This window comes from Microbacterium maritypicum, from assembly GCF_041529975.1.
Lineage (GTDB): Bacteria > Actinomycetota > Actinomycetes > Actinomycetales > Microbacteriaceae > Microbacterium.
Window position 1 is genome coordinate 3,366,687 of record NZ_CP168030.1, and the last position, 12,657, is coordinate 3,379,343.

The 12,657-nt window shown below is 70.6% G+C and carries 10 protein-coding genes; 2 read left to right on the forward strand and 8 right to left on the reverse strand.

Annotation, left to right across the window (positions count from 1 at the left end; translation table 11 throughout):
* Positions 1 to 2: 2 nt before the first annotated feature.
* Together ACCO44_RS16305 and ACCO44_RS16310 are read left to right on the forward strand one after the other, a co-directional pair.
* A complete protein-coding gene (locus ACCO44_RS16305) occupies positions 3 to 1,340 on the forward strand; it encodes an MFS transporter (protein WP_372469422.1) in 1,338 nt (445 codons plus the stop codon).
* 63 nt (positions 1,341 to 1,403) lie between these two features.
* The gene (locus tag ACCO44_RS16310; protein WP_262001590.1) at positions 1,404 to 1,691 is read left to right on the forward strand and encodes a hypothetical protein; all 288 of its coding nucleotides are present in this window, start codon (positions 1,404 to 1,406) and stop codon (positions 1,689 to 1,691) included.
* 95 nt (positions 1,692 to 1,786) lie between these two features.
* Here ACCO44_RS16310 and rocD read toward each other — a convergent pair whose 3' ends face one another.
* The 8 genes from rocD to ACCO44_RS16350 form a co-directional block, all read right to left on the reverse strand.
* Positions 1,787 to 3,007, reverse strand: a complete 1,221-nt coding sequence (gene rocD / locus ACCO44_RS16315; protein ID WP_372467419.1) for an ornithine--oxo-acid transaminase — start codon at positions 3,005 to 3,007, stop codon at positions 1,787 to 1,789.
* Entirely contained in the window at positions 3,004 to 3,882 is an 879-nt protein-coding gene (ddaH, locus tag ACCO44_RS16320; RefSeq protein WP_372467420.1) for a dimethylargininase, read from the reverse strand. Before ddaH ends, rocD begins: the two co-directional genes overlap by 4 nt.
* Before the next feature lie 171 nt (positions 3,883 to 4,053).
* Positions 4,054 to 5,055, reverse strand: coding sequence for an NAD(P)-dependent alcohol dehydrogenase (locus ACCO44_RS16325; RefSeq protein WP_372467421.1), 1,002 nt, complete (start codon positions 5,053 to 5,055; stop codon positions 4,054 to 4,056).
* On the reverse strand, positions 5,052 to 5,291 hold the full coding sequence (locus ACCO44_RS16330) for a helix-turn-helix transcriptional regulator (RefSeq protein ID WP_091031373.1): 240 nt from the start codon (positions 5,289 to 5,291) through the stop codon (positions 5,052 to 5,054). Before ACCO44_RS16330 ends, ACCO44_RS16325 begins: the two co-directional genes overlap by 4 nt.
* Positions 5,291 to 5,725, reverse strand: a complete 435-nt coding sequence (locus tag ACCO44_RS16335; RefSeq protein ID WP_372467424.1) for a hypothetical protein — start codon at positions 5,723 to 5,725, stop codon at positions 5,291 to 5,293. Before ACCO44_RS16335 ends, ACCO44_RS16330 begins: the two co-directional genes overlap by 1 nt.
* A gap of 78 nt (positions 5,726 to 5,803) precedes the next feature.
* Entirely contained in the window at positions 5,804 to 9,472 is a 3,669-nt protein-coding gene (locus tag ACCO44_RS16340; RefSeq protein ID WP_372467425.1) for a proline dehydrogenase family protein, read from the reverse strand.
* A gap of 59 nt (positions 9,473 to 9,531) precedes the next feature.
* Complete coding sequence (gene pntB, locus ACCO44_RS16345) at positions 9,532 to 10,929, reverse strand: Re/Si-specific NAD(P)(+) transhydrogenase subunit beta (RefSeq protein WP_372467426.1); 1,398 nt, start codon at positions 10,927 to 10,929, stop codon at positions 9,532 to 9,534.
* A complete protein-coding gene (locus ACCO44_RS16350; RefSeq protein ID WP_372467427.1) occupies positions 10,926 to 12,479 on the reverse strand; it encodes a Re/Si-specific NAD(P)(+) transhydrogenase subunit alpha in 1,554 nt (517 codons plus the stop codon). The genes pntB and ACCO44_RS16350 overlap by 4 nt, the downstream gene beginning before the upstream one ends.
* Positions 12,480 to 12,657: the final 178 nt, after the last annotated feature.

Here is a 12,657-nt window from a genome sequence, read left to right on the forward strand (position 1 = left end):
CGATGTTCCGTTCCTTCGCGAACATCAACTACCGCATCTGGTTCGCCGGCGCCCTCGTCTCGAACGTCGGCGGCTGGATGCAGGCCACTGCCCAGGACTGGGTCGTGCTCACCGAGCTGACCGACAACGACGCCACCGCGATGGGCGTCACCATGGCGCTGCAGTTCGGTCCGCCGCTCGTGCTGGTGAGCCTCACCGGCTGGGTGGCCGACCGCTTCGACCGACGCCACATCCTGTTCGCCACCCAGTCGGCGCTCCTGGCCCTCGCGATCGCGGTGGGCGTGCTGCTGCTGAACGATGTGATGACCCTGCCGATGATGTTCGCCTTCGCCCTCGGTTTCGGTGTCGTGAACGCGTTCGACGCTCCGGCCCGGCAGGCGTTCGTCTCCGACATGGTGTCGACGGGCGACACCTCGAACGCGGTCGCCCTGAACTCGGCATCCTTCAACCTCGCCCGCATGGTCGGCCCGGCGGTCGGCGGTCTGCTGATCGTGGCGATCGGCTCCGGCTGGGTCTTCATCGTGAACGCCGCGACCTTCCTCGCGATGATCCTCGCGCTGTCGATGCTGCGCACCGGCCTGCTCGCGCCACGGCTGAAGAACCGCAACCGCGGCGGACTCGCGGCCGGGTTCCGCTACGTGTGGGGGCGCAGCGACCTGCGGGTCGTGTTCGTCACGGTGTTCCTGATCGGCGCGTTCGGCATGAACTTCCCGATCTTCGCCTCGACCATGGCGCTCGAGTTCGGCGCGGGCGCCGACGGCTACGGCGTGCTCAGCTCGGTGCTCGCGATCGGCTCGCTGATCGGCGCCCTGCTCGCGGCACGCCGGGATCGCGCGCGGGTGCGCGTGGTGATCCTCGCCGCCGGCGGATTCGGCATCGCCGCGTTCGTGTCGTCCGCCATGCCGACGTATGCCTCGTATGCCGTCACCCTGACCTTCACCGGCTTCATGATCGTGACGCTGCTCACCACGGCCAACGGGTACGTGCAGATCACCACCGAGCCGGCGCTGCGCGGGCGCGTGCTCGCGCTGTACATGGCCGTGATCATGGGCTCGACCCCGGTGGGTGCTCCCATCGCCGGGTGGGTCGCCGACTCCTTCGGCCCGCGCGCGGCCATCATGCTCGGCGGCACGGCCGGATTCGTCGCCTGCGCGATCGGGGTGATCTGGGTGGCGACCTCGGGCCGCCTGCGCCGCGCCGAGAACCGCCGCTTCCTGCTCACCCTCGACGAGACCCGGCCACTGAGTGTGGTCGAGCGGCCCGACCCGATCGAGTTCAGCGACGAAGCAGCCGTCACCACGCCCATCCGCACGGCGAAGAGGAACGACCTCGAGGGCTGAGCGTCTTTCCTCGGTTTGTCAACGCCCTCTACGGAGTGCACATGACGTACGTACCGTCGGTGCATGGACGACAACACGGAACGCACACCCCACCCGCAGGACCCGGCCGAGGGCGCTCCCGGCGTCGGCGTCCCCGATGAGGATGCCGGTCAGGGCGACGGCACCGGCGGCGCGATCCAGGGCGACAGCTCGCGCGGCGAATCGACCGGCGGCGCCATCCAGGGCGATGCCGGCCAGGGTCACCGCGCGGCGCTGGGCGGCGACGAGGGCACCGAAGACCAACTCGACGCCGACAACGCGGCCGAGGAAGACACGTTGAAGACGCTCGACCCGGATTCCCCACCGGCCTGAGCGCTCCGAGAGGGCAGCGTCACCGCAGCCGTCTCCCCCAGAGACGGCCTCCCCCCTGCGGTGGCGCTGCCCGTCACAGCCTCCTGCGCTGAGTACTACGCGCCGAGGACGAGCTTGAGCTGCTCCACCGCCCAGTCGAGTTCCGTCGCGCGGATCACCAGCGGCGGCGCGATGCGCACCGTCTGACCGTGCGTGTCCTTCACCAGGACGCCGCGATCGAGCAGCTTCTCGGCGATCTCGCGGCCGGTTCCCCGGGCGGGATCGATGTCGACTCCGGCCCAGAGCCCGGCGATGCGCACGGCTGTCACGCCGTGTCCGATCAGCGGCTGCAGCGCCTGCTCGAGGTGAGCGCCGAGAGCCCGCGCCCGCTCCTGGAACTCGCCGGTCTGCAGCATCTCGACCACGCGAAGACCCACGGCCGCAGCGAGCGGGTTGCCGCCGAAGGTCGAACCGTGCTCGCCCGGACGGATGACACCGAGCACATCGGTGTTCCCGACCACGGCCGAGACCGGGAGGATGCCGCCGCCCAGAGCCTTGCCCAGCAGATACAGGTCAGGCACGACGCCCTCGCGGTCACAGGCGAACGTCTCGCCCACACGGCCGAGCCCGGCCTGGATCTCGTCGGCGATGAACAGAACGTTCTTCTCGTCGCAGATCTCGCGGATGCGGCGCAGGTATCCCTCCGGCGGGATCACGACGCCGGCCTCGCCCTGGATGGGCTCGACGAGCACGGCGGCCGTGTCCTCGGTGATGGCCGCGGCGATGGCCTCCGCGTCGCCGTACGGGACGACATCGAAGCCCGGGGTGTATGGACCGAAGTCGTCACGCGCCTGCTCATCGTCGCTGAAGCTGACGATCGTGGTCGTGCGGCCGTGGAAGTTGCCGGCCGCGACGATGATGCGCGCCTTGCCCGCAGCGATCCCTTTGACCCGGTACCCCCAGGCGCGGGCGACCTTGATGCCGGTCTCGACCGCCTCGGCGCCGGTGTTCATCGGCAACACGAGGTCTTTGCCGGCAAGCTCCGCGAGCGCCGCGGCGAACGGCTCGAGCCGGTCGCTCTGGAACGCGCGGCTGACGAGCGTGACCCGGCCGAGCTGCTCGGTGAGCGCGGCCACGAGCGCCGGATGCCGGTGCCCGAAGTTCACGGCCGAGTACGCGGCGAGCAGGTCGAGGTAGCGCTTGCCCTCGACATCCGTCACCCAGGCGCCCTCACCGCGGGCGATGTTCACCGGCAGCGGGTGGTAGTTGTGCGCGACGTGCGGCTCGGTGTTCGTCACCGTGGCCTCGCCCTCGTTCGCGATGTCGACCGCGGTCACTTGGCACCCCGCAGCTCGAGCGTGCAGCACTTGATGCCGCCGCCGCCGAGCAGCAGCTCGGAGAGGTCGACGGTGATCGGGTTGTATCCGCGCTCGCGCAGCTGCTTCTCGAAGCCCTTGGCGCGCGGCGAGATGATCACGTTGTAGCCGTCGCTCGCCGAGTTGAGCCCGAACACCGAACCGTCTTCGTCCGACACGAGGATCGCGTCGGGGAAGCGCCTCTCCAGCTCGGCACGGCTGGCGTCGTCGAAGGCGCCGGGGAGGTACGCGATGTTCGCACGCTCCGGGCCGCCGTTGTCTGTGCCCTGCACCGGATCGAGCACGGCGATCGCGGTGTCGAGGTGGTAGAAGCGCGGGTCGACGAGGTTCAGCGAGACGACCTCACGGCCGAAGACCTCGCCGACCTCGCGGTGGCTGTCGCCGGTGGAGCGGAAGCCGGTACCGGCCAGGATCACGTCGCCGACGAGCAGGAAGTCGCCCTCGCCCTCGTTGACCTCCTTCGGCATCACGGTGTCGTAGCCGGCGGCGCGGAACCAGTCGGCGAACGCCGGGGCCTCACCCTGGCGCTCGACGAAGCGGAACTCGGGCACGTACGCGCGTCCGTCGATCAGGAATCCGCCGTTGGCCGTGTAGACCATGTCGGGGTAGCCCGCGAGCGGCTCGATGAGTTCGACGGTGTGGCCGAGCTCGAGGTACAGGTCGTGCAGCTTCTGCCACTGCGCGACGGCGTTGGCGGTGTCGGTCGGCCGCGACGGCTCCATCCACGGGTTGATGGAGTAGTTCACGGTGAAGTGCTCGGGCTTGCACATCAGGTAGTGGCGGCGGTGCGCGGTGCGGGCGGGTGCGGTGCGGACGGCGGTTTCAGTCGTCGACATGGGGGCTCCTCGAATGGACGGGCGCGGCGGACGCTGTCCTGGGGCCCGGCGGTCCTTCGACCCGCTGCTCGTTCAGAGCCGGCGACGGGGAAGATGCGACTCGGGCACGCCGGAGTCCATTGTGTCACCCGCCCCCTGTACGCCGCCAGAGCCGCGCTTCATCCGAGGCGCTCAGACCCCCGAGCCGCGGACCACGACCTTCCCCACGGCGTGCCCGGCCTCGAGGTGGGCGAGGGCGGCGGATGCTTCCGCGAACGGATACTCGCGCTCGATCACGGGCACGATGCGGCCGTCGGCGACGAGTTCGAGGAGCTTGGCCAGCACCTCCGGTCGCGGCGTCGCGGCGAGGGGACGGATGCTCCGGGAGCCGACTGACAGGACCGCGGCGCGCAGCATCCGCGGGATGGGCCCCAGCACGTGCCCGCCGTCGCCCGTGACCAGCACGACCCGACCACCGTGCCCCACGAGTCGCTGCAGCTCGCGCAGCGGCATCCCTCCGGCGATGTCGACGATCGCGTCGAAACGCGCGGCCGGGATCTCGCTCAGCGGCGACACCCGGTGGTCGAAGGTGCGCACGGCGCCGAGGCGCTCGACCAGCGGTGCGTTGCGAACGCTGCAGGTCGCCCAGACCTCGGCCCCGCGTAGGGCGGCGAGCTGCACCGCGAACGTGCCGACACCTCCGGATGCGCCGATGATCAGCACCCGGGGAGCCTCGCCTCCGCGCAAGCCGACGCCCGCGAGATCGAGGGCCTGCCACGCGGTGCCGGCGGCGATGGGGAGGGACGACGCCGCCTCGGGCGTGATGTCGGGCGGGATCGGCACGAGCCGCGACGCGGGAACCCGCACGTACTCGGCGAGCCCTCCGCCGCCGACCAGCTCGCCCACGACCTCCTCGCCGATCTCAGCGCTCACCACGTCGGGCCCGACCGCGACGACGGTGCCGGCGACCTCCATGCCACGCACCGGATGCTTCGGACGGGTGAGGCCGAAGACCGGGCGCACGAGGAGTGGATCGCCCAGCAGCAGCCGCACGTCACCCGCGTTCAGGGAAGTGGCCCGGACCTTAAGGAGCACTTCGCCGCGGTGCGGCGCCGGCACCGGGATCTGCTCGAGGTTCACCCCGGATGACGGGCCGTAGGTCTCGCGTCGCCAGGCGTTCATCGTCTCGGTCATGATGATGCTCCTCCGGATGCGGGTGGGGCGGGGTAGGCGAACAGGTCGTCGATCCCGACCCCGAACGCCCGCGCGATCTGGAACGCCAGCTCCAGCGTGGGCGAGTACTTCTGCTGCTCGATGGCGATGAGCGTCTGCCGGGTCACGCCGACGGTGCGGGCGAGTTCGGCCTGGGTGAGCCCGGCCTGCTCGCGATGGGCGCGGATGCTGTTGGAGACGAGGGTCGGCTTCACCATCAGACGAGCCCCCGCCGGTAGGCGATCACGCGGGCGATGCCGCCGACGAGCGCGGACACCGCGAAGCCGAGGTACATGGTGTTCGCGATCCAGAACACATCGGCGCCGACCGCGCACAGCGCGATGACCCCGAGTCCGGCGATCACGACGAAGGCCTGCTCGACCCGGCCGCCCATGCGACTGATGTCACGGTCGCGGATGTCGGAGCGACCGGCGCCGTCCGGGTCCTTCATGCCGGCGAGGATGCCCCAGACGACGCTGATCACGATCGTCGCGACGATGCCTCCGCCGATCGTCCACAGCATGAGCGGGAACCAGTCGACGGCGGTGAGTGGCCCTCCCCCGGCTTGCTGGAGCACCAGCACGACGTACACGACCAGCGCGATCGGGCTGACGATGAGTCCCGCCCAGGCGTTGCGTTCCTCGTAGACCATGATGCCTCCGATGTAAAAGATTCTTGACACTCACGCTACGCCGCCGACACGGCCGTGTCAAGAATTCTTTACATCGAATCAGATCACGTCGCTGCTCCAGGGGTCGAGGTTGCCGTAGCGGTGCGCGGTGATCGAGATCGACTGCTCGTGCACGAACGGCAGCAGCTCGATCCGGGCGGCCGCTGTGACCTCGCCGTCGTACACCGCGAGGTCGGGATTCCCTCCGGATGCCGTCGCCAGGGCCGTGTGCAGCGCGGCGACCGCGGCACGACCGCCGACCAGACGCACCCGGTCGCTCACGGGCAGCGCGACGATGCCCTCCACGGCATCCTCGTCACGGAGCATCCGCTGCATCCACTCCTCGTCGGTCTCGAGGAAGACCGAGGCGTCGAGGTCGCCGAGCGCGCGGCGCACGTCGCCGGGCAGACCGACCGGCGTCGAGAGCACGAAGGCGGCGCCCGAACGTACGCCCGCGATCACCACGCGCAGCAGATCCTGCAGGGCTGCATCCTCCGTCGCCCGGATCTCGACCGGCACCGGGCGGTACCGGAACAGGTTCCGCTCCACGCCGAGGTGCGACACGTCGCGCACCTGCCCGAACTCGCGGTCCCACGCCAGGGCATCCGAGAGCGCCGAGCGCCGTAGCCACTCGAACTTCTCGTACTCCAGCGACGACTGCGCCGACTCGATGAGCGCCGTGATGCGGGAGTCGAGCCCGCGCAGATGCAGGGTGCTGGATGCCGGTCCGCCCGGCTGCGAGCGCCAGGAGCCGAGCCCGATCAGGTAGTTCGGGCCACCCGCCTTGGCGCCGGGACCGACGGCCGAGCGCTTCCAGCCGCCGAACGGCTGCCGCTGCACGATCGCCCCGGTGATGCCGCGATTCACGTAGAGGTTGCCCGCCTGCACGCGGTCGAGCCAGAAGGCGAGGTCGCCCGGATCCTGCGTGTGCAGCCCGGCGGTGAGGCCGTAGGCGACGGCGTTCTGCAGCTCGACGGCCTTCTCGAGTGTCGGCGCATGCATGATGCCGAGCACCGGACCGAAGAACTCCTCGGTGTGGAAGCGCGACCCCGACTGCACGCCGACGCGGATGCCGGGGCGCCACAGCCGCCCGCTGCCGTCGTCGTCGGCCGCGAGCGCGGGCTCGATCAGCCACTGCTCCTCACCCTCGAGCTCGCTCAGCGCCCAGGCGAGCTTGCCCTGCGGCGGCTCGATCACCGGGCCGACCTCGGCGAGCGGATCGGCGGGCGGGCCCACGTGCAGCGAGCGCACGGCATCCGCGAGCTGCCGCTTGAACCGCGGGGAACGGCCGACGGGCCCGACGAGGATCGCGAGCGAGGCGGCCGAGCACTTCTGACCCGCGTGCCCGAACGCGCTCTTCACCAGGTCGGCGACGGCCAGGTCGAGGTCGGCCGACGGGGTGATGATCATCGCGTTCTTGCCGCTGGTCTCGGCGAGCAGCGGCAGGTCGGGGCGCCAGGAGCGGAACAGAGCGGCGGTGTCCCACGCGCCGGTGAGGATCACGCGGTCGACCGCGTCGTGGGTGATGAGCTCGCGGCCGAGCTCTCCCTCCTCGATGTCGACGAGCGCGAGCAGATCGCGCGGGATGCCCGCCTGCCACAGCGTCTCCGCGATCACGGCGGCGCAGCGGCGGGCCTGTGGCGCGGGCTTGAAGACGACGCCCGAACCCGCAGCGAGCGCGGCGAGCACTCCTCCGGCGGGGATCGCGAGCGGGAAGTTCCACGGCGGCGCGACGACCGTGACGGATGCCGGCACGAATACGGCACCGGCGATCGCGTCGAGCTCGCGCGCGGTGGCCGCGTAGTACCGGGCGAAGTCGACGGCCTCGCTCACCTCGATGTCGGCCTCGGCGAAGATCTTGCCGGTCTCGGAGGCGGCGACCTCGATCAGGTCACCGCGTCGGGCTTCCAGCGCGGCGGCGGCGCGCAGCAGCACCTCGGCGCGTTCGGCGGCGGGACGCCCACCCCACGCCGGAGCCGCACCGCGGACCCCCTGCACGATCCGCTCCAGGGAGTCCGCATCGTCGACGTGTGCGGCCGCGATCGTGGCGTCACCGAGCTCGGATGCGCCGATACGCTCCCGCACCTCGCGCGCCCAGTCGCGGTTCACCGGCAGGGCGGGGTCGCTGTCGACCGTGTTCGAGAAGCCGGGGGCACCACCGGCATCCTGCTCCAGTTCGCGGGCGGAGTACACCGCGGTCTCGAGGAAGGCCTCGCGACCACCGCCGTCGTCGTCGGAGCCGCGCGAGATGCCGAGCACGGCCTGAGTGAGGTCGGTCTCCGGCAGCGGTGACACGGGCGAGGGGCGCAGCGCTTCGTGCACGGGCGCGCTCCGGTCCTGCGTGCGACGCGGACCGGTTCGCAGCGTGGGATCGTCCGACCGGTCGAGTGCGTCGAGGAACCTGTCCTGCTCCCGCACGAACAGGGCCTCGTCCTCGCCGAGTCGGAATGCCGCGGAGAGGAAGTTGTCCGGCGAGGCGTTCTCCTCGAGCCGGCGCACCAGGTAGCTGATCGCGACGTCGAACTCGGCCGGCGCCACCACCGGCACGTACAGCAGCACGGGCCCGACCTCACGCGAGACGGCCTGCACCTGCCCCTGTGCCATGCCGAGCAGCATCTCGAACTCGACGGCTTCGCGCACATCCCGCTCGCCGGCGAGCAGCCACGCGTAGGCGATCCCGAACAGGTTGTGTCCCGCGACGCCGATCTTCACGGCGGAGGCATGCTCGGGGCGCAGGGCCCAGTCCAGGCAGCGCAGGTAGTTCGCGTCGGTGTCGAGCTTGGTGTCGTAGGTCGCGGGGGTCCAGCCGTGCATCCGCGCCTCGACCTGCTCCATCGCGAGGTTGGCGCCCTTGACGAGGCGCACCTTGATGCGGGCGCCGCCGTGCGCGACGCGGTCCTGCGACCAGGCGGTCAGCTCCTGCAGGGCGGGCAGGGCATCGGGCAGGTACGCCTGCAGCACGATCCCGGCCTCGAGCCCGGCGAGCCGAGGGTCTTCCAGGATGCGCGTGAACACCGCGATCGTCAGGTCGAGGTCGCGGTACTCCTCCATGTCGAGGTTGATGAAGGTGCCGTCCGCGGCCGCCGTGAGGTACAGCGGGAGCAGCCGCTCCACCACCTCGTCGACGATCTCGTCGAAGGCCCACATCGACAGGTGGCTGACGATGGCCGAGACCTTGACCGAGACGTAGTCGACATCGGCTCGTCGGATCAGGTCGTGGATGCCGTCGAGGCGGCGCTTCGCCTCCGCTTCGCCGAGCACGGCCTCGCCGAGCAGGTTGAGGTTCAGGCGCGAGCCCGTGGCCGTGATGCGTTCGATGGCCGCTTCGAGCTTGGCGGGCCGCGCATCGACGATGAGATGCCCGACCATGTCGCGCAGCACCTTCCGCGCGATCGGCACGACCGGCGACGGCAGGATCGGCGCGACGCCCCCGCCGAGCCGCACCACCGAGCGCAGGTACCAGGGCAGGAACTCGGGCACGATCGGCGCGATGCGGTGCAGCTGCGAGGCAGCGGCGCTCAGGCTCTCGGGGCGCATGACGCCGTCGACGAAGCCGAGCGTGAACGGCAGCCCGTTCGCGTCCTGCAGCACTCCGGCGAGACGGGCGGCAGCGGGGTCGGGTTCGATCGCGGCGGCCTCGATCGCCCACCGCCGAGCAAGCTCGACGGCACGGTCTGCGAGGGGTGCGGATGCCACGGCATCCGCCGGAGATGACGACGACTCTGCCATGTGTCCACCCTAGGTCTGCATCACCCCGCAGGCCGGGAGCCCGCACCCCTCTCGACAGCTCACAGCGCAGCGATGATGTCCTCCACCCGCTGCTTCGCGTCGCCGAACAGCATCTGCGCGTTGTCGCGGAAGAACAGCGGGTTCTGCACGCCCGCGTAGCCGGCGGCCATCGAGCGCTTGAACACGATGACGTTCTCGGCCTCCCACACCTTCAGCACCGGCATCCCGGCGATGGGGCTCGACGGGTCTTCCGCGGCCGCGGGATTCACGGTGTCGTTCGCGCCGATCACGAGCACCACCGAGGTCGAGGCGAGGTCGTCGTTGATCTCGTCCATGCTCAGGACGATGTCGTACGGCACCTTGGCCTCGGCCAGCAGCACGTTCATGTGGCCGGGCAGACGACCGGCCACCGGATGGATGCCGAAGCGCACGTCCACACCCCGCTCGCGGAGCCGGTGGACCAGGTCGGCCACCGGGTACTGCGCCTGCGCGACCGCCATGCCGTAGCCGGGCGTGATCACGACGCTGCTCGCCGCGACGAGCATCTCGGCCGCACCCTCCGCGGTGATCTCCCGGTGTTCGCCGTACTCGGTGTCGTCCGCGGACGATGCCGCGACCCCGAAGCCGCCCGCGATCACCGAGAGGAACGAGCGGTTCATGGCCTTGCACATGACGTAGGAGAGGTACGCACCCGAAGATCCGACCAGCGCGCCCGTGACGATCAGCAGGTCGTTGTTCAGCAGGAAGCCGGCCGCAGCCGCTGCCCAGCCCGAGTAGCTGTTGAGCATCGAGACGACCACCGGCATGTCACCGCCGCCGATCGAGGCGACCAGATGCCAGCCGAGGGCGAACGCGAGCACGGTGACCGCGATCAGGAGCCACAGCTGCGGGTCGTTCACGAACCACACGGTGAGGGCGACGAACGCGACGAGCGCCCCGATGTTGAGCCCGTTCTTGCCCGGGAGCATGAGCGGCTTCGACGACATCCTCGCCGACAGCTTCAGGTACGCGACGATCGATCCGGTGAAGGTCACCCCGCCGATGAAGACGCCGATGAAGACCTCGGCGTCGTGGATGCCGACGAGCGCCGGGGCGATGTCCGGGTGCGCGAGGTAGCCGTTCCAGCCCACGAGCACGGCCGCGAGACCGACAAAGCTGTGCAGGAGCGCGATCAGCTCGGGCATCCCGGTCATCTCCACGACCCTGGCGCGCCACAGGCCGATGGCCGCGCCGATGAGCACCGCGGCGACGAGCAGCCCGAGGCCGAGGAACGCGCCGGTGCTCCAGGCATCAGCGACGGTGAGGGCGACGGTCGCGACCAGCGCGATCGTCATGCCGAAGATGCCGTAGACCACGCCGGCACGGGCGGACTCGTGGCGGCTGAGGCCGGCGAGGCTGAGGATGAACAGCAGGGCGGCGACGATGTAGGCCGCCCCGGCGAGCGCGTCGACGGTCACTTCCGGCCGCCCTTCGCCGAGTTCCCGAGTGTGAACATCGCGAGCATCCGTCGGGTGACCGCGAACCCTCCGAAGATGTTGATCGACGCCAGCAGCACGGCGATCGCGGCGAGCACCTGCACGATCGGCAGCGGCGAGGTGATCTGCAGCATCGCGCCGACCACGATGACGCCGGAGATGGCGTTGGTCACCGACATGAGCGGGGTGTGCAGTGCGTGGTGCACCTTGCCGATCACGAAGAAGCCGATCACGACCGACAGCACGAGCACCGTGAAGTGCTGCGGGAGCGGAGCCGGAGCGAACGCGTTCACGACGAACAGCGCGGCGATGCCGACCACGATCAGGCCGACGCGGCGCGCGGTCGACACCTTCTTCGGCGGCGCGACCTCGACCGGCGCCGCCGCGGCCTTAGCCGCGGGGGCGGCTGCGACCTGCACGGCGGGCGGCGGCCAGGTGACCTCGCCGTCGCGCACGACCGTGACCGAGCGCTGCACCACGTCTTCGAAGTCGATCACCAGCCGGCCGTCCTTCGCGGGGGTCAGCAGCGCGACGAGGTTGGCGAGGTTCGTGCCGTAGAGCTGCGAGGCCTGGGCGGCCAGGCGCGAGGCCAGGTCGGTGTAGCCGAGGATGACCACGCCGTTGTCCGTGACGACGCGCTCGCCGGCGACCGCGCCCTCGACGTTGCCGCCCTGACCCGCCGCCATGTCGACGATCACGCTGCCCGGCTTCATCTGCGCGACATCGGATGCCGTGATCAGGCGAGGCGCCGCGCGCCCGGGGATGAGCGCGGTCGTGATGATGATGTCGACGTCGGCGGCCTGCTCGGTGTAGATCTCGGCTGCTCGCCGGTCGTAGTCCGCACTCGTCGCCTTCGCGTAGCCGTCGGTGGAGGCGGCGACCGCGACGTCGACCGGAAGATACGTGCCGCCGATCGACGTGACCTGGTCGGCGACCTCGGGGCGCGGATCGGTGGCACGGACGATCGCACCGAGGCTCGACGCGGCACCGATGGCCGCGAGTCCGGCGACGCCGGCTCCCGCCACCAGCACCTTCGCCGGCGGCACCTTGCCCGCGGCGGTCACCTGTCCTGTGAAGAAGCGCCCGAACTCGTGGGCGGCCTCGACGACGGCCCGATACCCGGCGATGTTCGCCATCGAGCTCAGCACGTCCATCGACTGCGCGCGCGAGATGCGGGGTACGGCGTCGAGCGCGACGGCCGTGATCCCGCGCTGGGCGAGAGACTCGACCAGGTCGGGGCGGAGGGCGGGTGACAGCAGCGCGATGAGGGTCGCGCCGTCGGCCAGGAGGGCGATCTCGTCGGGGCCGGGCGCTGTGATGGCGAGCACGATCTCGCTGCCCCATGCCTCTGCGCGCTCGACGAGTGCGGCTCCGGCCGCCTCATACTCGGCGTCGGGGTACGAGGCCGCAGCGCCCGCTCCCCGTTCCACTCTGACCGTGTGGCCCAGCTTCCCGAGCGACGCGATCGTCGCCGGGGTGGCCGAGACCCGCGCTTCGCCCGCAGGCTCCCGCACGATGCCGATGACTGCCACTGCATCCTCCTCCGCCCGTCGACGTCGACGGGGCCGCTCCGGGGCGTCTCTGCCCCTGACTTTCGCTCAGAGTACTGAGCACGGCTCCGGGAACACCCCTTCTTCGCCCGCATGACGCGGAAAGAAGTCTCGTTCTTGCGGAAAGCAGAGGAGCGATCAGCCGCGCGCGCGGTCCTAA